15 protein-coding genes are annotated in these 19,625 nt (G+C 69.0%); 5 read left to right on the top strand and 10 right to left on the bottom strand.

The genetic code is table 11. The features are described from left to right. Positions 1-174 precede the first annotated feature (174 nt). Positions 175-1,569 (bottom strand): TadE/TadG family type IV pilus assembly protein, encoded by a 1,395-nt coding sequence (locus BUR94_RS09600; protein WP_074256035.1) that lies wholly within the window; start codon positions 1,567-1,569, stop codon positions 175-177. Positions 1,570-1,979: 410 nt separating this feature from the next. Here BUR94_RS09600 and BUR94_RS09595 point away from each other — a divergent pair, with 410 nt between their 5' ends. After that, the gene (locus tag BUR94_RS09595; protein WP_074256034.1) at positions 1,980-3,410 is read left to right on the top strand and encodes a Glu/Leu/Phe/Val family dehydrogenase; all 1,431 of its coding nucleotides are present in this window, start codon (positions 1,980-1,982) and stop codon (positions 3,408-3,410) included. 54 nt (positions 3,411-3,464) lie between these two features. Here BUR94_RS09595 and BUR94_RS09590 read toward each other — a convergent pair whose 3' ends face one another. From BUR94_RS09590 to BUR94_RS09565, 7 genes are all read right to left on the bottom strand, one after another. Continuing rightward, the gene (locus BUR94_RS09590; RefSeq protein WP_074256033.1) at positions 3,465-3,932 is read right to left on the bottom strand and encodes a DUF1203 domain-containing protein; all 468 of its coding nucleotides are present in this window, start codon (positions 3,930-3,932) and stop codon (positions 3,465-3,467) included. A 78-nt stretch (positions 3,933-4,010) separates the two neighbouring features. Beyond that, positions 4,011-6,296, bottom strand: a complete 2,286-nt coding sequence (locus BUR94_RS09585) for a glycosyltransferase family 2 protein (protein WP_074256032.1) — start codon at positions 6,294-6,296, stop codon at positions 4,011-4,013. 7 nt (positions 6,297-6,303) lie between these two features. Further along, entirely contained in the window at positions 6,304-6,426 is a 123-nt protein-coding gene (locus BUR94_RS21055; RefSeq protein ID WP_281249208.1) for a hypothetical protein, read from the bottom strand. Between the two features lie 99 nt (positions 6,427-6,525). Next, positions 6,526-7,500 (bottom strand): hypothetical protein, encoded by a 975-nt coding sequence (locus tag BUR94_RS09580; RefSeq protein WP_074256031.1) that lies wholly within the window; start codon positions 7,498-7,500, stop codon positions 6,526-6,528. After that, positions 7,497-8,513 carry a hypothetical protein gene (locus tag BUR94_RS09575; RefSeq protein WP_074256030.1) on the bottom strand — a complete coding sequence of 339 codons (1,017 nt, stop codon included), beginning with the start codon at positions 8,511-8,513 and terminating at the stop codon, positions 7,497-7,499. The genes BUR94_RS09580 and BUR94_RS09575 overlap by 4 nt, the downstream gene beginning before the upstream one ends. A gap of 158 nt (positions 8,514-8,671) precedes the next feature. Beyond that, positions 8,672-9,706 carry a hypothetical protein gene (locus BUR94_RS09570; protein ID WP_074256029.1) on the bottom strand — a complete coding sequence of 345 codons (1,035 nt, stop codon included), beginning with the start codon at positions 9,704-9,706 and terminating at the stop codon, positions 8,672-8,674. A gap of 1 nt (position 9,707) precedes the next feature. Next, entirely contained in the window at positions 9,708-10,790 is a 1,083-nt protein-coding gene (locus BUR94_RS09565; protein WP_074256028.1) for a PAAR domain-containing protein, read from the bottom strand. A gap of 333 nt (positions 10,791-11,123) precedes the next feature. Here BUR94_RS09565 and lon point away from each other — a divergent pair, with 333 nt between their 5' ends. Continuing rightward, complete coding sequence (gene lon / locus BUR94_RS09560) at positions 11,124-13,535, top strand: endopeptidase La (protein ID WP_074256027.1); 2,412 nt, start codon at positions 11,124-11,126, stop codon at positions 13,533-13,535. Between the two features lie 78 nt (positions 13,536-13,613). Here lon and BUR94_RS09555 read toward each other — a convergent pair whose 3' ends face one another. Next, the gene (locus BUR94_RS09555) at positions 13,614-14,393 is read right to left on the bottom strand and encodes a dioxygenase family protein (protein WP_074256026.1); all 780 of its coding nucleotides are present in this window, start codon (positions 14,391-14,393) and stop codon (positions 13,614-13,616) included. A 137-nt stretch (positions 14,394-14,530) separates the two neighbouring features. Further along, positions 14,531-15,223, bottom strand: coding sequence for a hypothetical protein (locus BUR94_RS09550; RefSeq protein ID WP_074256025.1), 693 nt, complete (start codon positions 15,221-15,223; stop codon positions 14,531-14,533). Positions 15,224-15,411: 188 nt separating this feature from the next. Between BUR94_RS09550 and BUR94_RS09545 the strand changes: the two genes are divergently transcribed. From BUR94_RS09545 to BUR94_RS09535, 3 genes are all read left to right on the top strand, one after another. After that, positions 15,412-16,320 carry an AAA family ATPase gene (locus BUR94_RS09545; protein ID WP_074256024.1) on the top strand — a complete coding sequence of 303 codons (909 nt, stop codon included), beginning with the start codon at positions 15,412-15,414 and terminating at the stop codon, positions 16,318-16,320. A 10-nt stretch (positions 16,321-16,330) separates the two neighbouring features. Then, complete coding sequence (locus BUR94_RS09540; protein ID WP_074256023.1) at positions 16,331-17,584, top strand: vWA domain-containing protein; 1,254 nt, start codon at positions 16,331-16,333, stop codon at positions 17,582-17,584. Between the two features lie 67 nt (positions 17,585-17,651). After that, entirely contained in the window at positions 17,652-19,562 is a 1,911-nt protein-coding gene (locus tag BUR94_RS09535; RefSeq protein ID WP_074256022.1) for an OmpA family protein, read from the top strand. The last annotated feature ends 63 nt before the right edge of the window (positions 19,563-19,625 follow it).

The following is a 19,625-nucleotide window of genomic DNA, read 5'->3' as shown; positions in this document are numbered from 1 at the left end:
TTACCCTGGGTCACTTTTCGGAATTGGAAACAGTTCGCGCAATGGCGGAAATTGTTGATTTCAAATGTGGCGGGGGAGGGGAATCAGGGGTGCCGGAGACCGGCCCGCGGACATGAGAAGGCCCGCGCGGCCTCCCCTGGCTGCGCGGGCCTTCCGCCCCCGATCCTGCGCCGGTCAGTTGGTGAGGCGCAGGGCGCTGATGTTGCGGGCGATGGCGGCGAAGGCGCTGGAGATCTCGGTGCCCTGCACGTCGAAGTAGTGCGAGGGGGTGGAGGCGCAGTTGCGCATCACGTTGCCGCTGTGGGTGCTCACCTCGAAGCCGATGGTGTAGACGATGATGCCCTTGGCCTTGGCGGCGTCGCAGATGTTGGCCAGCATCGAGTCGGCCTTGGTGGAGGTGTATTTGGTGGTGACGTAGTTGCCCCAGTTGGTGCCCTTGGAGTTGGCGTAGGCGATGACCGAGGTCTGGTGCCAGCGCTCGATTTCCTGAGTGCTGTCGTAATACTGGGACTTCAGCCGGGTGGTGTTGACGTTTTCGCCGTCGGTCATGAGCACCACGACCTTGGCGGTGTTGGACCGCTCGTAGGCGAAGGGGCGGCCGGAGAAGGAGGGGTCGGCCTTGCCGGCGGCGGCGAGGTTGGCGACGACCGGCTGCATCGAGGGATCGAGCAGCGCCACGCCCCACTTCATGCCGAGGTGGATGGCGGTATTGGCGCGGGCCTGGAACTGGTTGATCTGGGCCTTGAGGGCGGCGGGGTTCTGGCTGAAGGGCGTGACCCGCTCGTAGCTGTGCTGCACGCAGCCCGGGTTGTCGATGGGCGTGGTGGCCGAGCTGTAATACTGGAAGTGCTGCATGTGCTCGTACTGCTTGGTCAGCGAGAGCGCGGCGCTGGTGAAGTCGGCTTCCTCGAAGTCGACGCAGTGCGAGTAGCCGTGCTTCAGCGGCACGTTCAGCTGGCCGATCATGTCGGCGCCGATGTTCACCTGGGCCGAGTAGGGCACCAGGCTGAGCGAGATGGAGCCGGGCTGGGACGGGTCGAGCACGGTGTCGACGAAATCGTTGGCGGCGGTCTTGAGGTTGGCGAGCTTGTTGTTCTGGCCCATCGAGCCGGTGATATCGAGCACCATCGACACTTCGACATCGGTGTAGCCCGCGGTGGCGGTGCCGGCCGACCTGGCCTCCATCTTGTCGATGCCGACCATGCCGAGGAAGTACATCGGCAGGCGGGTGTTGGTTTCGGCGGTGACGGTCTTGTAGTTGGCGCCGCCGTTGACGGTGACCGCCGTCAGGTTGGCGGAGAGGCCGGCCCGCTCGAAGTAGTCGTTGACCACGGAGGTGGGGTCCATCTGCTGCTCCATCGAGGCGGCGGCGAGCACGGCGGCGTCGGCGGTGTTCTGGAGCCGGGTGCGGGCCATCTCGATGCGCATGACGTCGATGCCGATGCCCACGGCGAGCAGCATGCAGACGAAGAGGAAGAGGGAGAAGATGAGCAGGCCGCCGTCTTCTTCGCGGGCAAACGCGGCGAAGCGGGACTTGAGTGTGCGGGTGGTGTTCTGGGTCTCGGTCATGGCGCGGGCACTGCTTGTTTCAGGTCCCCACCCGAGTTGAGTAACAATATCTGCACATTCGTGCCTCATTTGAAGAGGGTTTTCGCAGAATTGGCTATTTTTGCGATTTCGGCGGGGATTTCGGGGTGATTTCGCCCCGTTCCGGACAAATTGACTGCCGGAAATGGAAACAGTGCCGGAAAGGGGCGCCCATTGTTTTGGGGTCCGCTGCCCGAATGGCCGGATTACCCAGGGTCAACCGCCGCAAGTCGGGCAGTTTCGACACATTTTGATTCGGGAAAGGGGGCTGGTGCGGGCCCCGGAGCAGCGACACGAAGTTTTCATGGGTCTTGTGGCATCGCTCCGTTAGCATCGACAGCGATTCCGGGGGGCAGGAGGCCGCGCGGGTCGAAGACAAGGGAGGGCGTGCCATGGCACCCAAGAACGAACCCACTTTCCGCCAATCCGTCGACATGATGTTCAACCGCGCGGTGGCGCTGATGGATCTGCCGCCCGGGCTGGAGGAGAAGATCCGGGTGTGCAACGCCACCTATACGGTGCGGTTCGGGGTGCGGCTGCGCGGGCAGATCCACACCTTCACCGGGTATCGTTCGGTGCATTCTGAGCACATGGAGCCGGTGAAGGGGGGCATCCGCTACGCGCTCAGCGTCAACCAGGACGAGGTGGAGGCGCTGGCGGCGCTGATGACCTACAAATGCGCCCTGGTCGAGGCGCCCTTCGGCGGCTCCAAGGGGGGGCTCTGCATCAACCCGCGCGACTATGACGAGGACGAGCTGGAGCGGATCACCCGGCGGTTCGCCTATGAGCTCATCAAGCGCGACCTGATCAACCCGGCGCAGAACGTGCCTGCCCCCGACATGGGCACCGGCGAGCGCGAGATGGCCTGGATCGCAGATCAGTACAAGCGGATGCACACCACCGACATCAACGGCGCAGCCTGCGTGACCGGCAAGCCCACCAATGCGGGCGGCATCCAGGGCCGGACCGAGGCCACCGGGCGGGGCGTGCAATATGCCCTGCGCGAGTTCTTCCGCCATCCCGAGGACGTGAAGGAGGCCAAGCTGGAGGGCAAGCTCGACGGCAAGCGGGTGATCGTGCAGGGCCTAGGCAACGTGGGCTATCACGCGGCGCTGTTCCTGCAAAAGGAGGATGGCTGCAAGATCACCGGGATCATCGAGCACGACGGGGCGCTGTTCAACGAGAACGGGCTCGACGTGGAGGCGGTGCGGGCCTGGATCGTCAAGCATGGCGGGGTCACCGGCTATCCGGACGCCCGCAACACCACCGATGGCGCGCAGGTTCTGGAGGAGGCATGCGACATCCTCATCCCGGCGGCGATGGAGGGGGTGATCAACATGGAGAACGCCGCGCGGATCCAGGCGCCGCTCATCATCGAGGCCGCCAACGGCCCGATCACGGCGGGGGCCGACGAGATCCTGCGCGAGAAGGGCGTGGTGATGATCCCCGATATGTATGCCAACGCGGGCGGCGTGACGGTGTCCTACTTCGAGTGGGTGAAGAACCTCAGCCACATCCGGTTCGGCCGGATGCAGCGGCGGCAGGAGGAGGCGCGGCACGAGCTGATCGTGGCCGAGCTGGAGCGGCTGGACCGCTACCTGGGCGATGCCTGGTCGATGCGGCCGGACTTCAAGGAGAAGTACCTGCGGGGCGCCGACGAGCTGGAGCTGGTGCGCTCGGGGCTGGATGACACCATGCGCGCGGCCTACCAGTCCATGCGCGAGCTGTGGCACGGCCGGGACGATGTGCACGACCTGCGGACGGCGGCCTATATCTGCGCGATCCAGAAGGTTGCCGCGAGCTACCGGGCCAAGGGGCTCTGAGCTTTCGGGCGGGGCGGCCGGGGCAGTGTCCCGGCCGCTCCGGGGCTGCGGCCGTCAGGCGCGGGTGATCCGGCCCGAGAAGCAGCCGCGCGCGGCGTTGTGGGCGTGGATCTCGGTGATCTCGGGGGTCTCGAAGAGCTGCGCGATGGCGGGGGCGATGGCGTCGCCGGTGGCCAGCGCGGCCTCGAGGATCATGCCCTGCGCATCGAAGCCGCGCAGCGAGAGCTGGCGGCTGTGCATGACCTGCGGCACCTCGCCGGTGGCGTCAAAGGCCCTCTCGGCGCCCTCGCGGATGAAGATGGCGTGGGTGGTGCGGTAGGGCGAGGCCTTGGCCATGCAGCAGTGGTTCATCAGCAGCACGGTCTCGCCCTCGGGCACATCCTCCATGGTGATCCGGTCGGGAAAGCCGGGGTGGCTCGTGACCCTCATGCGGATCGCGCCATGGCGGGCCAGCTGCGCCTCGGAGAGGCCGTAGAGCGGGCGGAAGGGGGCCGGGTCGAGCCCGGTGATGCGGAAGGTCATGGGAGGCTCCTTGGTTGGGTGGCCTCTTGATGCGCCGGGCGGGGCGGTCGGGCGACCCGGAGCTTGCGGGTTGCGCGCTCAGAGCCAGCGGGAGAGCAGGCGGCGGGCCCAGGGGCGCAGGCGGATGACCAGTTTCGGGTCGCGCGGGGCGGGCGTGGGTGCCCGAGGCGGGCTGTGCGGGGCCGAGGCGCTGCCCTGGGTCATCAGCGCGGGGCTGGCGGCGCCGGCGTGGAGCAGGTCGGCCAGGCGGGCGGGCTCGAACGGGGGCAGGGGCTGCCAGCGCTCGGCGTCCAGCGCGGTGAGCAGGGGGGCGGGGTCGGGCGCATAGCCGCGGGCGGCGGCCCAGTCGGCGCTGGTTGCGGAGAAACGGCGCAGCAGCTCGGCGCGCGCCTCGGGCGGCAGGAGCGGTGCCCTGTCCTTCGGCATCGGGTTCAGCGCGAAGTAGCCGCGGATGATCTCGCGGCGGGTGTCGCGGTCGGGGGTGAGCAGGTTGACCAGCCGGATCAGCTCGGTGCTTTCGCGGTCGGGGGAGGGGTAGCGCGGCAGGCCGGAGGGGGGCGGCAGGCCGTCGGGCAGGCCGGCGAGGGTGCAGAAGCCCTTCCAGAGCCCGCCCTCGGCCTTCCAGGCATCGAAGTCGGCGAGCCGGACCGGCACGCCCGCGGCGGCCTCCCAGGGGGCGAAGAGCGCGGGCCAGTCGGTCAGCGCGGCGGCGTGATCGACGAGAAACTCCTCGATCGTGCGCGCGCCGCCGCGGCCGCCATCGGTGACCCATTCCTTGTAGAGCGCCTCGGCATAGGCATCGGCGCGGCGGCCGAAGCCGACGAGGTCGACGGAGCTGAAGCCCGAGAGCCGGGCCATCAGCGCGGGGATCACCTCGTCGCGGGCCGGGTCGGTGGGCAGCAGCATGTTCTCGCAGGAGATCACGGTGGTGGTGCAGCCGGCGGCGATGATCTCGCGGTAGAGCGCCTTCCAGGTGGTGTCGTCGCCCGCGCGGTGGGCGGCGAGCAGGCCCTGGTGCCCCGGAAAGCCGCCGGGGCGGGGGCGGGCGGCGTCGGGCTGGGCGAGGCCGGTGTCGGGCAGGAGCACGCGGGCCCGGGCCAGCGCGTCGCGGCGGCTCAGCAGCGCGTGCTGCAGGAAGGTCGTGCCGGTCTTGTGCAGGCCGAGGTGCAGCACCAGCCGGCCCGGCAGGGGCGGGCAGGGCATGGCGGGCGCGGCGGGCACGGGCGCGCGGGCGGCGAGCAGGGCGGCGGCGCCGGGCCAGTCGCCTTCGCGCATCATCCGGTGCAGCTCGAAGAAGTCGAGCCGGGTGATCCGGCCACGCCGGGTTTTCATGCCGATGCGGGAGGTTTTCTGCACCATCGGATCTTCGAAGAAGGCGTTGGCGAAGCTGTCTGCGCCCAGGAGCGCCTGCACCCGCGGCCCGAGGGCGGCGGTTTCGGTATCGGGCGCGCTGCCGAGGCGGGGGATCAGCTCCATGTCCCAGATCAGGCGGGAGACGCAGTTGAAGAGCTCGCGCTTCTCGAAGCGGGGCGGCAGGCGCCGGGCGGCGACCTCGGCGCGGATCACGGCGAGGCATTTCTCCAGCAGCTGAACCTGGAGGCGGAGGGTTTCGGGGGTGACGGCGGTGACCGAGATCGAGCCCGCGCGGCGGCGCCAGACCCGGGCGGGCTGGCCGAGATAGGCGATCTTGCGGGCGCGGGTGGTGGCCTCGAGCACGAAGAGCCGGTCTTCGAAGCGAGGCTGGTCCTCGTCGAAGCGCAGGCCTTCGCCTTCGAGAAAGCGGCGGGCGTAGAGCGAGGACCAGGAGGAGACGATGAACTGCGCCTCCTCGGCGTCGCGCATCCCGTCTGTCACGCGGGGCAGCATGTGCAGGGCCTCGTCGCGGTGCAGCAGCGAGAGCCGGGGGCTGCCGGGTTCGGAGAGGTAGCAGGGGGCGTGGGTGATGTCGGCGCCGCTGCGCCGGGCCAGATCGAGCTGGGCGGCGAGGCCGTCGGTCACGTAGTAGTCGTCGGAATCGAGGAAGGCGATGAGGTCGCCCCGGGCCGCCGCGAGGCCGGTGTTGCGGGCCGCCGAAAGGCCGCGGTTGACCTTGTGGCGGAGCACCTGCACCGGGCCGTCGGGCCAGCCGGTGGCGGCAAGCGCGGCGACCTGCGCCTTTGTGAAACGCTCCGGGTTGTCGCAGACCACGATCACCTCGACGCCGTCGATCCGTTGCGCCCGGATCGAGCGCAGGGCGGCGGCGAGAAAGGCGGTTTCGTCGTAGAACGGCAGGATGACCGTGAGGGCGGGCGCCTCGGCGGTGAGAGCCTTGCGGATCTGCGACGAGAGGGCGTCGGGGGTGGTGCCGCGACGCGGGGCGTTCATCGGCGCGTCAGAGGCTGTCGAGATCGCGGTTGGCGGGCTCGGGGTCATCGTCGGCGCCGTCGGTGAAGTCGATGGAGAAGAGCAGGCCGAGCAGGGCAAGCAACGCGATGCTGGCGATACCGTATTCCACCTGTTTACTGCCCCGTAGCGAGAGTGACTCCCTTGTGGACAAATCTAGACAGGTCGCGCCGGTGGTGCAAGGGCAGGCGCCGGGCGCAGGCCGCGGGCCTCAGCGGTTGGCGGGGCGCATCAGGCTGGCGGCCATGGTGCCGTCGGGCAGGCCCGAGATCTGCGCGGCGGCATGGGCCCAGTGGTCGGTGGTGCGGTCTTCCATCGGGTCGTTGCAAAGGGTGAAGAGCGAGTGGGCCTCGCGGCTGCGGACCTCGACGAGGGTGCCGCGCGCGCCATGGGGCGCGAGGTGCAGGGTTTCGCCATCCTGCGGGCGGGCGTCGAGGGCCTCGGGCGTCGGGGCGGCCTGGAGGGTGAAGCGCTCGCCGGGCACCTCGGCGCTGTAGCGCAGCCAGAGGGTGGAGGAGGCGCCACGGCGGCGGATCTCGACCTTCAGGCAGCGGTCGTCGCCCGGCGTGACTTCGGTGATGGACGCCCAGCCTGCATCCCAATGGCGGCGGTCGGGGTGCGCGCGCAGGCGCTCCCAGGCCTGCATCGGCGGGAGCGGCAGGGTGAAGCGGGCCCGGCGGTGCCGGGTGAGGCCGGGCAGGGGGCGGAAGGCGAGGCCGGTCCGGAGGAGGACGACGTGCAGCAGCCAGCAGGTACTTGTGAGCAGGACGGCCCAGTGCGGCACCGCCTCGATCACGCCGGGCGCGTAGTTCTTGAGCGTTGCGCCCAGCAGGACAAGGGTGGCGAGCCATTCGGTCAGGCTGCGGAGGGCCAGCGCGAAGAGGGTCGTTACCATCCAGAACGCGGCGTAGAGCAGCCCGAGGACCGCGGTGAAGGCGAGGCAGACGACGGTGGGGCGGATCAGGTGGAACGAGACATCGAACCCGTCGGCCAGCAGGAAGAGCAGGCCCAGGACCACATCGAGGGGGCCGTTGAGCGCGAGGCCGGTGAGCCAGGCGAGAAAGACCGCGTAGAACAGCCGCCCTCGGCTGTGGCGCAGGCGGATCAGCCGCGCGGCGACCCGGCTGCGGAGGCCAGCTGTGCCGCGCCCCTGCGCGGCGAGGCTGGCCGGGCTCGCGTCGCTCACCCGCCGACGGCCTTGCGGACGGCCTCCAGCGTCAGGTGATCTTCGGGGAGCTGGGCGAGGTTCTTCATGGGCCGGGACGAGGCGTTGCGGGCGCGCAGCTGGGCGGCGGCCTCGGCGGCGGCGTCGCCGCGCGCGGGACCGGCGGCGGGGGCAGCCGGAGCGGAGGCGGCGCTGCGGGGCAGGGCGGCGGCCTCCTCGGCGTCGCGTTCGGAGGGCTCGGGCGGGTTCAGCGCGAGGAAATGCGCCTGGAGGTGGCGCAGCTCGCCGCCCAGCACATCGTCGAACCAGCGTTCGATCACCTCGCCCGCGCGCATGCCCTCGCGGGTTTCGTGCAGGTCGACATGGGAGGTGTCGGGGTCCATCTCGGTGATCTTCAGCGACAGGAGGCCGGAGGACAGGTTGCCCATCGCGTCCTCGCCCTCGATGTGGATGCGCGCGGCGCCGGAGCTGTCGCGCTCGAGCACGGTCAGCGTGGCCTCCTCGGCCAGCTCGCCGCAGGCCATGAGCGCGCAATAGAAGGTCTTGTGCTCGGGGTCGTCCTTGCAGCGCTCGACGTCGATCAGCCGTTCCGACACCAGCCCTCTGCCGGCGCCCGGCACGAGGGCGGACCAGAGCTCGGCTCCGTCGGCGCGGACGTGGCCGGAGGCGGAGGTGGCGAAGGCGAGCTTGAGGGGCAGCTTGTCGGCCCAGGCTTCGTGCAGGGCCATGACCAGCCCGGCGGAGAGGAGCGCCGCGAGCGGCAGGCCCACCAGCCCGTCGAAGCGGGTGAGCGCGCCGAGGAGGCCGCCGAGCAGCACGCCGGTGCCGATGCACTCGAGCCAGCCGCGCTTGGAGGGCGCCCAGGCCAGCACGGCGGCGGCGATGCCGGCCATGACGAAGGGTGCGAAGAGAAAGGAGATGGCCTTGGTATACCAGCGCAGGCCTGGCAGCAGGCCGATCAGCAGCAGGCCGATGGCCATGGTGACGGCGAAGTAGGCGATCCGGCGGCGCTGGGCCGAGAGGACAGGGAGCATTGTCAGTATCCGCGTATTCCTGGTTTGCGGTCAGGGTGGCGGGAGATTGCGGCGAGTTGACGGCAGGCGCGGTCGGATTTGGTGGAGTTAGGGTGGCGCGTGGCGACAATGCGCGACCGGCCGGGCGGACTGTCGGCAAGGCGGAAACCGGCGGCGGGTCAGGCCGGGCGGATCGAGTCGAGCAGCACCTCGTAGGCCCGCCGGTTCATCGCCAGCGCCTCGGCGCTGGTCTGGCCCGAGGGCGTGAGCAGCACGGCGGCGGCGGAGTGGGAGGGGCTCTCGATGCGGGCCGACATGACCAGCATCTCCATTGCCTCGCCGCGCAGCCCGTGCCCGGAGCGGACCAGCACGCCCATCTCGGCATTGGGCACCTTGATCGGGGTCTCGTCGATCTCGCGGATATCGGTGCCGGTGCCCACGACCGCGTCGAGCATCGCCCCCTCCAGCATGGCCGAGTGGCCATGGCCGGGCTTGCTGGCAAGGAAGATTGCGCCGACGTCGTCGTTGTCGAGCACGAGGAGGTCGCCGCCGGTGGGCTTGTCCTCGGGGGGCTGGGCGATCTGGCGCCAGCTCTCGGGGGCGAGAAACTCCAGCGGGGCGTCTCCCGCGAGCCGGACCATGGCGAAGGGTTCGGCGAAGCGCTCGCTTGTGGGGTTCACCAGCTGGAAGGTGGTGGAGCAGAGCAGGAAGACGTTCTGCATCATCTCGACGTGGTTGGGGTCGTCGGTCTTGGTGGCGGCCTCGATCATGAAGAGGCGGTCGCCGTCCTTGACGGTGAGCACACGGCGGGTGCCGGGCACCGCGCGGTCGAGATCGTGCACGAGGGCATCGACAAGGATGCCGTAGGAGGTCTTGTGGTTGCGGATCTCGACGAGGCCGCGCCCGAGGCTCGCGTTCCAGAAATCGAGCCAGTCGGCCGGGTTGATCTCGCGCGTCAGGCGCAGGCAGAAGACGCGCAGCATGAGGACGTCGCCCTCGGGGGGCGTGAGGTAGAAGAGCAGCACGGGCGGCTGGCCGGGCCGGGGATCGGCGTCGCGGACGAAGGTGCCATGCCAGCCCTCGGGCAAGTTCATCGAGAAATCCAGCGCCGGATCGACGGTGGACATGGTCTCGACGCTGCCCATGGCGTCGCGGATGGCCGCCGGGTCGAGGCTGGGGCGGTCGAGCAGCCTGGCGGGGATCGTCGTGGCCATGTTACCAGTTCCAGCTGTCGTCGCGCTTGTCGCGCTTGGGTCCGACGCTGACGTCGCCGCCGATGCCGATGCCACCGCCGGCCTTGATGGTGCCGATGCCGCCGGCGTGGGTGCGGCCCGTGGTCTGGTCGTGGTAGCCCCAGCCGCCGAACTCGCCGCCCGGCGCCGAGCCGAGCGCGCCCGAGACCTTGGCCTGGGTCCGCACGGTAGTGTCGTCGTCGATGAAGGTGTTCTGCTCCTGGTAGATGTCGCCCGAGAGGATATCGGCCGAGGCCTTGCCGTGGGCAATGATGCCGGTGGACTTGCCGTCGTCGCCCACCGTGCTCCGGCCGCGGGCCTCGGCCTGGAGGAAGTTGAAGTTGACGCCCATCTCGTTGGCCGGGTTGTTGGGATCGGAGCCGAAGATGATGCCGCCGGTGGAATTGGAGGCGGCGATCTTGGCGTTGGCGTCGAAGCCGCCGCCGGTGACGATGCCCTGCTCGAAGCTCAGAACGATCGGCACCGCCGTGTGCCGCCCGGTGATGCCGATGCCGCCGATCAGGGGCAGCTCGACATGGCCCATGCCCTTGAACTCCATCCAGGTGAACTCGAGCTTGCCGCCGAGCCGCCCCAGAAGGCCCTTGCGCTGGGCGGTCGGGGTCCATTTGACCTCGAGGAACTTGAACCAGTCGTTGCGGAACACTGCCACGTCGAAGCCGTCGACCACCTCGATGGCGGCATCGACCACGGCGCCGAGCAGTTTCATCAGCAGGGCGGCGAGGCCGGCGCAGATGTCGGGGAACGACAGGCCCATCATGCCGATGAGCACGGTGGGGTAGCCCGTGGTGATGACGCCCGCCTTGGCGGTGAGGTCGGTCATGCGGGAGGCGGGCAGGCTCTGCACCAGCACGGTGGGGGAGCCGGTGATGATCATGTCGCCGGGTCCGAAGGGCGGGGGCGGGATGCAGACGCAGAGGTCGGTCGCGCGGGCCTGCGGCAGGTTGCCGACAAGGACGGTGAGCGCCGCAGGGGGCAGGATGGGGCCGGAGGGGCACATCGGGCAGACGTGAATGTCGGTCACCCGGGCCGCAGGCATGTTCAGCATGGCAAGCTCTCGAACAATAACTTGATCAATATCGGAACACTATGTGCAGCACGGCGGACCGGATCAATGACAAATCCCGTCATCTCAGTCTCTTGGTCGAAATATATGCCAAAAGCACCCGATTTCGGGCCGTCGGACGGGTAAAATCCGGGCTGATCCGCGCTTGTGCCTGCCGGTCTGCGCGGGCAGGATGGCGGGGCTGGAACGGTTGCGCTTGAATTGCGGGCAGAAGGCCCCAATTGAAGATGCAGACCGGAGGAGGCCGTGGCTGCCGAATGGGCCTGTGGATGCAGGTTGGGGCCGGTGCCTCCTTGCCAATAACAAGGAACTGACATGCACGAGCAATTGAGCCAATCCTACCCTGTGCTGCCGCTGCGCGACATCGTGGTGTTTCCGCACATGATCGTCCCGCTCTTCGTGGGCCGGGAAAAGAGCGTGCGCGCGCTGGAAGAGGTGATGGGGGATGACAAGCAGATCCTGCTGGCCTCCCAGATCGACCCCAGCGTGGACGAGCCCACCACCGACGGCATCTACAAGGCCGGGGTTCTGGCCAACGTCCTGCAACTGCTGAAGCTGCCCGACGGCACCGTGAAGGTGCTGGTGGAGGGCCGCAAGCGGGTGCGGATAGAGGAATACCTCGAGAATGAAGATTACTTCGAGGCGCGCGCCGCCCTGCTCACCGAGATGCCGGGTGACGATGAGACCGTGCGCGCCCTCACCGGCTCGGTGGCCGAGGAGTTCGAGCGCTACGCCAAGGTGAAGAAGAACATCCCCGAGGAGGCGCTGGCCGCCGTGGCCGAGGCCGAGGCGGCCGACAAGCTGGCCGACCTCGTCAGCGGCCATCTTGGCGTGGAGGTGCACCAGAAGCAGGAGCTGCTGGAGACCCTCGACGTGGGCGAGCGGCTGGAGAAGGTCTATGGCTTGATGCAGGGCGAGATGAGCGTTCTGCAGGTCGAGAAGAAGATCAAGACCCGGGTGAAGAGCCAAATGGAGCGCACCCAGCGCGAGTACTATCTGAATGAGCAGATGAAGGCCATTCAGAAGGAGCTGGGCGACGGCGAGGAAGGCCAGAACGAGGTGGCCGAGCTGGAGGCGAAGATCTCCCAGACCAAGCTCAGCAAGGAAGCCCGCGAGAAGGCCGACGCCGAGATCAAGAAGCTCAAGAACATGAGCCCGATGAGCGCCGAGGCGACGGTGGTGCGCAACTACCTCGACTGGATGCTGAGCATTCCGTGGGGCGTGAAGAGCCGCGTGAAGAAGGACCTCGGCCGCGCCGAGCAGATCCTCGATGCCGATCACTACGGGCTGGAGAAGGTCAAGGAGCGGATCGTCGAGTATCTCGCCGTGCAGCAGCGCTCCAAGAAGCTGAAGGGCCCGATTCTCTGCCTCGTCGGCCCGCCGGGCGTGGGTAAAACGTCTCTCGGCAAGTCGGTGGCCAAGGCCACGGGGCGCGAGTTCATCCGCATCTCCCTGGGGGGCGTGCGCGATGAGTCCGAGATCCGCGGCCATCGCCGGACCTACATCGGCTCGATGCCCGGCAAGATCATCCAGGCGCTGAAGAAGGCCAAGACGACGAACCCGCTGATCCTGCTCGACGAGATCGACAAGATGGGCCAGGACTTCCGGGGCGACCCGGCGAGCGCCATGCTCGAGGTGCTGGATCCGGAACAGAACTCGACCTTCATGGACCACTACCTCGAGGTGGAATACGACCTCTCGAACGTGATGTTCCTGACCACGGCGAACTCCTACAACATGCCGGGGCCGCTGCTGGACCGGATGGAGATCATCTCGCTCGCGGGTTACACCGAGGACGAGAAGCGCGAAATTGCCAAGCAGCACCTGATCGAGAAGCAGAAGAAGAACCACGGGCTGAGGAAGGCCGAGTTCTCGCTCTCCGACGAGGCGCTGACCGAGATCATCCGGCGCTACACCCGCGAGGCGGGCGTGCGGAACCTCGAGCGCGAGCTGGCCAAGCTGGCGCGCAAGGCGGTGACCCGGATCGTCCGCAAGAAGGACGAGAAGGTGGAGATCGGCGTGGAGGACCTCGAGGACTATCTCGGCGTCAAGCGGCATCGTTACGGGCTGGCCGAGATGGAGGACCAGATCGGCGTGGTGACGGGCCTGGCCTGGACATCGGTGGGCGGTGACCTGCTCTCGATCGAGGCGCTCAAGCTGCCCGGCAAGGGCCGGATGAAGACCACCGGCAAGCTGGGCGACGTGATGAAGGAGTCGATCGAGGCGGCGTCGAGCTACGTGCGCTCGATCAGCCCGCAGATCGGGGTGAAGCCGCCTCAGTTCGAGCGCTGGGATATCCACGTGCACGTGCCAGATGGCGCCACGCCCAAGGACGGGCCGAGTGCCGGCCTCGCAATGGTGACGGCCATCGTCTCGGTGCTGACCCAGATCCCGGTGCGCCGCGACATCGCCATGACCGGCGAGGTCACCCTGCGCGGCAATGCCACCGCCATCGGCGGGCTGAAGGAGAAGCTGCTGGCGGCGCTGCGCGGTGGCATAAAGACGGTGCTGATTCCGGAAGAGAACGAGAAGGACCTGCGCGACATCCCCGACAACGTGAAGGAGGGGCTGGAGATCATCCCCGTGACCCATGTCCGCGACGTGCTGAAGCACGCGCTGGTGCGAGAGCCCGAAGCGATCGAGTGGGACGAGGCTGCCGAGGAGGCTGCCGCCGCGGCCGCGGCCGCCGCCAAGGGTGGCGAAGGCGGGAGCGCCGTGGCGCACTGAGCCGCGAGGTCAAGAAGACAGAAGGGCGCGCCTTGCCGGGCGCGCCCTTTTTGGTTGGGTTCTGCGGGGGTGTCCTGGTCAGGCGAGCGGGATCGTCACCCGCCCCGTGAAGCCGCGCGCCGGGCTGCCACGCATGGCGAGGGTTTGCTGGGCAAGCTGGGCGCGGGTGTTGTTGGCGAAGCTCCCGTCTCGCGTCAGGCTCAGGCGGGAGAGGTTGGCCGTGCCGCCCGCGTAGCTCGGGTCGGCGGCATAGACGGCGGCGCAGACCGGCTCGGGGAGGGCGAGCTGGCCGGTGAGCTGGGCGTTGCGGCCCGTGACGGCCGCCTCGGGGCCGGCGAAGACCTCGAAGTGGAAATGCGGCCAGCGGCCCGGGTAGCACCCCGGAATGATGGTGGTGAACGCAAGCGCGCCCTCGGCATCGGCCACACCGAGACCACGCAGCCAGTTGACGCCCGGCACGTTGTAGAGCGAGTAGCGGCCCCGGGCATCGCAGTGCCAGAGGTAGAGGGCCCGGCCCGCAAGGGGGCGGCAGCCGGTGTCGGTCAGGGTGATCGTGAGCGAGAGCGGCACGCCCTCTGCCCTGCCGCGCCGCCCGGCGAAGGAGCGACGCAGGTCGCGGCGCAGCACGCCCCGCTGGGCAAGTGCGTTTACCGTTTGGCCGGCGCTGGTGTTTGTGCCGTCGGCGGGAAAGGGGCCTGCGGTTTCGGGCGGGAGGGCGACGCAGGCGGCGGCGGCGGGGGAGGCTGCGGCGAGGCTTGCGGCTCCGAACAGGGCCAGGGCGCCGCGCCGCCCGACCATGCGGGGCAGGTCGTGGGCGAAGCCGTGGTCGTGGTCGTCGTGGTGCGCGTGGTCTGGCATGGGGCTGTCTCCTGTGCTGCGCAGCTCTGCATATAGCGCATGTGATGCGCCTTTCCGCCGCGTGAATGGGGCCTTGCTCGCCGTTGCGCCGAAGGCTGTGTCCGGCAGCGGCGCGGGCAGGGCAGGACCGGGTTACCTCATCCGGGGCGACCGGCGAGGGGCATCAGGCGCCGGGGCGGCGTGGCGGTGCCCGCGCGGGGGCGCACCGCAAGCTTGCTCTGGGCCGTATCGAGAAAGCCCTCCAGCCCGGCGTAGTGGTAGGAAACGGAGGCCTTCTTGCCGGTGCTGAAGCGAAGCTCCCAGGCCTTCAGCGGCGGCACGTCGCGGACCTCGGTGAGGTCGGACCAGTTGTGCCGGGACCGTCCGCCCAGGGTGTTGGCCACTTCGAGCGTGGCGTTGTCGTAGCGCACGCGGGCCTTGAGCAGCACCGGGATGGCGAAGAGGCAGACCACCGCGACCGCCTGGAAGGCCCAGGGCGCGGGGCTGTGCGGATCGACCATAGGGTAGGCGAAGAAGAGCGCCGACAGCCCCAGGCAGGACAGGGTGGAAAACCAGCGCATGCCGGCCCGGAGCTTGAGCACCGTGTAGCCGTGTATATCGGTTTGCGCGCGGTCAGAGCCAAGTCGGGCGATGGCGTAGATCAGCGCTGCCAGGGGCAGGCCGGGAACGATCGCCAGCACGAGCTTCAGCCCGGTGCGGAAGGTGGCACTGTCTCTGGTGATGCCCCGATCGGCCAGCCAGGGCTCCCAGAGCTGGGGGTTCAGCGCGACATGCGCCAGGAGGCCGGTCGCGCCGGCGGTGAGCAGGAGGAAGAACAGCACCCTGGACATGACAGCCTCCTCTATCGGGATCGCCCCCGGATAACGGACAGGTCGGGGGCGGGTAGGGCAGGAACCGGGCGACTTGGAGGCGCAGGCGCCCTGCGATGCGCTGTCGTGCCGCCTGCGTGGTGCTTTGGTCGCCCTTGCAACTCCGGGTGCGCCATGCAGCATGGGCGGCCAGAGGAGGACCGGGCCGGATGACATCTTTGAATTCCATCGACGAGGTGCAGCAGGCGCTTGCGGCACAGAACTACGTTTGCGGGCGGCCGCTGGCGACGGTGGTGTTTTTGAGCCTGCGGCTCGGGCGGCCTCTGTTTCTGGAAGGCGAGGCGGGCGTGGGCAAGACCGAGATCGCCAAGGCGCTGGCGGCGGCGCTGGGGCGGCGGCTGATCCGGCTGCAGTGCTACGAGGGGCTGGACGCGGGCTCGGCGGTTTACGAGTGGAACTTCGCAGAGCAGATGATCGCGATCCGCACCGCGGAGGCCAGCGGCGGGGCCGACCGGGAGGCGCTGAAGGCGGAGCTCTTCACCGAGGACTACCTGATCGCGCGGCCCTTGCTGGAGGCGATGCGGCCCCAGCCCGGCGGCGCGCCGGTGTTGCTGATCGACGAGCTGGACCGGACCGACGAGCCCTTCGAGGCCTTCTTGCTGGAGGCGCTGGGCGATTTTCAGGTGACGATTCCCGAGCTGGGGACCATCGCCGCGCCGGAGCCGCCCATCGTGATCCTCACTTCCAACCGGACGCGGGAAGTGCATGACGCCCTGAAGCGGCGGTGCCTTTATCACTGGGTGGATTACCCGAGTTTCGACCGGGAGCTGGAGATCCTGCACGCCCGCGCACCGGAGGCCGCGGAGACGCTGAGCCGCGAGATCGTGGCCTTCGTGCAGAAGCTCAGGACCGAGGACCTGTTCAAGAAGCCGGGTGTGGCCGAGACAATCGACTGGGCCAAGTGCCTGCTGGCGCTCGACGTGATGACCATCAGCCCGGAGGTGATTGCCGACACGCTGGGCGCGATCCTGAAATACCAGGACGATATCGCCAGGTTGCAGGGCGCGGAGGCCACGCGGCTGCTGCAGGAGGTCCGGGCCGAGCTGGCGCCGGCATGAGGCGGGGCTGATGGAGGGGCTGCCGGAGCTGGAGATCCCCGAGCATCCGCGGCTGGTGGAGAACATCACCTGGTTCGCGCGGGCGCTGCGGAAGGCCGGGCTGCCGATCGGGCCGGGGCGGGTGATCGAGGCGGTGCGGGCGGTGGAGGCGGCGGGCTTTACCAGCCGCGCCGACTTTTACCACGCGCTGCAGGCCTGCTTCGTCAACCGGCCTGAGCAACGCGCTGTTTTTGCACAGGTTTTCAGGCTCTACTGGCGCGATCCGCGCTACATGGAACACATGATGAGCCTGATGTTGCCCAGCGTGCGCGGGGCGCAGGAGGAGCGAGCGGCGAAGGCAGGCGAAAAGCGGGCGGCGGAGGCGCTGCTCGACGGCGTGGAGCGCGAGGCGCCGGAGATTGCCGAGGGCGAGGAGGAGCTGATCGAGATCGACGCGCGGGCCACGGCGAGCGCGGAGGAGCGGCTGAAGACGCTGGATTTCGAGCAGATGAGCACGGCGGAGGTGGCCGAGGCCAAGCGGGTGATCGCCCGAATCGCGCTTCCGGTGCGCCCGCTGGTGAGCCGCCGGACGCGGGCCGATGCGCGGGGGCGGCTGGCCGACTGGCGGGCGACGATGCGGGCGGCTTTGCGCCGGGGCGGCGAGCTGCACGATTTTTCGACGAGGAACCGGCGCCAGCGGTGGCCGGATCTGGTGGCGCTTTGCGATATTTCCGGGTCGATGAGCCAATACAGCCGGATCGTGCTGCATTTTCTGCACGCGGCGGCCAATGCCAAGGGGGCGGGCTGGGCGCGGGTGCATGGCTTCACCTTCGGCACGCGGCTGACCAACATCACCCGGCACCTCGCCACCCGCGACGTGGATGCCGCGCTCTCCGCCGCTGGGGCCGAGGCGCAGGATTGGGAGGGCGGCACGCGGATCGGCGATTGCCTCCATGCCTTCAACCGCGACTGGTCGCGGCGGGTGCTCTCGCGCGGGGCGGTGGTGCTGCTCATCACCGACGGGCTCGACCGGGGCGACCCGGACCGGCTGGCGCGGGAGGTGGAGCGGCTGGCGCTCTCGGCGCGGCGGCTGATCTGGGTGAACCCCCTGCTGCGCTGGGACGGCTTTGCCCCGCGTGCGGCGGGGATCGCGGCCATGCTGCCGCATGTCACGAGTTTCCGGGCCGGCCACAACATTGCCTCGCTGGAGGCGCTCGCGCAGGCGCTCGGCCGGGAGGATGGCGGGGGCGAGAAGGCGCGGTTGATGCGGCTATTGCAGGGGTAGGGCGCGGAACAAGACGGGCCGCGGCCGCGTTGTTGGCCCGACAAGACCCATTGGAGGAGCAGTTCCCATGTCTGCGAAGTTCCGCAATACGACCGCCTTGGTGGCGGCATTTTCCCTTGCAATTCCGGCGGTTGCGCCAGCGCAGCAGGTGGTGGAACGCTGCGAGGCGGGCACCATCGGCATCAGCGCGGAGGTGGCCGAGGAGCTCGAGCTCACCTTGAGCGACGAACAGGCGGCGGCGCTCGAAGGCGGCGCGGCGAGTGATGCCGTGATCATGAGCACGTTCAACGACGCGCCGGAGCTCTGCATGACCATGGCCGAGCTCGAAGAGATGGGCGTGACCGAGGCCGACGTGACGATGGCAGTCGAGGCGCAAACCGCGCCCGAGGAGATGGGCGCGACCGCCGAGGCCGAGGTGGAAGCCGAGGAACCCGGCTTGCTGGAGCAGGCGGTGGACGCGCTGACCGGCGATGAGCCGGAGGCGGAGGCCGGAGCCGAAGCCGAGGTGGCGGAAGTGCCTGCCGAGGTGGAGGCCGAGGCCGAAGCGGAGGTATCCGTCGAGCCGGAGATGGCCGAGGCGGAACCGGAGGAGGAAGCCGAGCCGGAGATGGCTGAGGCGGACGTCGAGGCCGAGGTGGAGGCAGAGGCCGAACCCGAGATGGCCGAGGCCGAGGCCGAAGAGGAGGTGACCGCCGAGGGCGGCTCGCTCCAGGAGGCGCTCGATGATGTGACCGGCAACGAGGAGGGCACATCGGCCGAAACCGAGACGGTGGCGGAAGCGGAAGCCGAGGCAGAGGTTGAAGCGGAAGCCGAAGCCAGTGCCGAGGCCGCGCCCGAGCCTGCGCCCGAGATGGAAGAGATGGCCGAGGCCATCGAGGAGCAGTCGGCGGAGGAGGCCGATCCGGAGCAGCAGGCCGCTGCCGCCGAGACCGAAGCGCCCTCGCAATCCGCCGCCGCGGAGGAGGATGCCGAGGTCACCGAGGTCGAAGAAGTGACCGTGACCGAGGACAACGCCCGGTCGAGCTCGGAGGAGTTCGAGCAGAAGGTGACCGGCGCGGCTACCGCGAGCGCCGAGACGCGCGACAATGACGGCGGGCTGAGCGACCTTGAGAAGGCCCTGCTCGTGGGGCTGGGTGCCGTGGTTGTCGGCAAGGCGCTGGAAGGCAACGACAAGGCGCAGGTCGTCGCCAAGTCGGACGACCGGGTGGTGGTGCTGGAAGAGGGCCGTTACCGGGTGATCCGCGACGACAACGAGCTGATCGAGCGCCCGGGCTCGACGGTGCGCCGCGAGACCTTTGCCGACGGCTCCACCCGCACCATCGTGACCCGCGAGAACGGCGTGCAGATCGTGACGATCCGTGACCCGGAGCTGCGCGTGCTGCGCCGTGTGCGGATCGACACCGATGGCAATCGCACGGTGCTGATCGACGACACCGCCGATGTGGAGCCGGTCGATGTGACCACGTTGCCCGATCCGGTGGAATACGAGGAGGTCGATGCGCGGGCCGATGCCGACACGATCCGCGCCGCGCTGTCGACCAAGACGGTCGCCGACCGCCGTTTCGCGCTCTACCAGGTGCGCAACATCGAGCGGGTGCGCAAGCTGGCCCCGGCGATCGACCTCGATGCGATCAACTTCCGCACGGGCTCGGCGGTGATCGACCCGCAGGAGGCCGAGGAGCTTGCCGCGCTGGGCAACCTCATCCGCGCCTATGTGGACGAGAACCCGGGCGAGATCTTCCTGGTGGAAGGCCATACCGATGCGGTTGGCAACGCGGCCTACAACCTCGCGCTGTCGGATCGACGTGCGGAGAGCGTGGCGCTGGCGCTGACCGAGTATTTCGACGTGCCGCCCGAAAACCTGGTGGTGCAGGGCTATGGCGAGAGCGACCTGAAGATCAAGACGCTGGACGACGAGCGGGCGAACCGTCGCGCCGCCGTGCGCCGGATCACGCCGCTGATCGCCAGCGGGTCGTGACCCGCGTCTGAAGAACCCCTTCGGGTAACGAGTGAGGAGGCGGGCCTTTCGGGGTCCGTCTCT

This window comes from Vannielia litorea (assembly GCF_900142295.1).
GTDB lineage: Bacteria > Pseudomonadota > Alphaproteobacteria > Rhodobacterales > Rhodobacteraceae > Vannielia > Vannielia litorea.
The sequence above is the reverse complement of the archived record's forward strand: the minus strand, read 5'-3'. Positions and strand labels throughout refer to the sequence as shown.

What these genes read in the sequence shown, in the direction of transcription:
- BUR94_RS09555 (WP_074256026.1), bottom strand. Translation starts at nt 14,393, where the DNA reads ATGCCAGACCACGCGCACCACGACGACCACGACCACGGCTTCGCCCAC.
- BUR94_RS09535 (WP_074256022.1), top strand. Translation starts at nt 17,652, where the DNA reads ATGTCTGCGAAGTTCCGCAATACGACCGCCTTGGTGGCGGCATTTTCC.
- BUR94_RS09575 (WP_074256030.1), bottom strand. Translation starts at nt 8,513, where the DNA reads ATGCTCCCTGTCCTCTCGGCCCAGCGCCGCCGGATCGCCTACTTCGCC.
- lon (WP_074256027.1), top strand. Translation starts at nt 11,124, where the DNA reads ATGCACGAGCAATTGAGCCAATCCTACCCTGTGCTGCCGCTGCGCGAC.
- BUR94_RS09545 (WP_074256024.1), top strand. Translation starts at nt 15,412, where the DNA reads ATGACATCTTTGAATTCCATCGACGAGGTGCAGCAGGCGCTTGCGGCA.
- BUR94_RS09565 (WP_074256028.1), bottom strand. Translation starts at nt 10,790, where the DNA reads ATGCTGAACATGCCTGCGGCCCGGGTGACCGACATTCACGTCTGCCCG.
- BUR94_RS09590 (WP_074256033.1), bottom strand. Translation starts at nt 3,932, where the DNA reads ATGACCTTCCGCATCACCGGGCTCGACCCGGCCCCCTTCCGCCCGCTC.
- BUR94_RS09570 (WP_074256029.1), bottom strand. Translation starts at nt 9,706, where the DNA reads ATGGCCACGACGATCCCCGCCAGGCTGCTCGACCGCCCCAGCCTCGAC.
- BUR94_RS09585 (WP_074256032.1), bottom strand. Translation starts at nt 6,296, where the DNA reads ATGAACGCCCCGCGTCGCGGCACCACCCCCGACGCCCTCTCGTCGCAG.
- BUR94_RS09550 (WP_074256025.1), bottom strand. Translation starts at nt 15,223, where the DNA reads ATGTCCAGGGTGCTGTTCTTCCTCCTGCTCACCGCCGGCGCGACCGGC.
- BUR94_RS09595 (WP_074256034.1), top strand. Translation starts at nt 1,980, where the DNA reads ATGGCACCCAAGAACGAACCCACTTTCCGCCAATCCGTCGACATGATG.
- BUR94_RS09600 (WP_074256035.1), bottom strand. Translation starts at nt 1,569, where the DNA reads ATGACCGAGACCCAGAACACCACCCGCACACTCAAGTCCCGCTTCGCC.
- BUR94_RS09540 (WP_074256023.1), top strand. Translation starts at nt 16,331, where the DNA reads ATGGAGGGGCTGCCGGAGCTGGAGATCCCCGAGCATCCGCGGCTGGTG.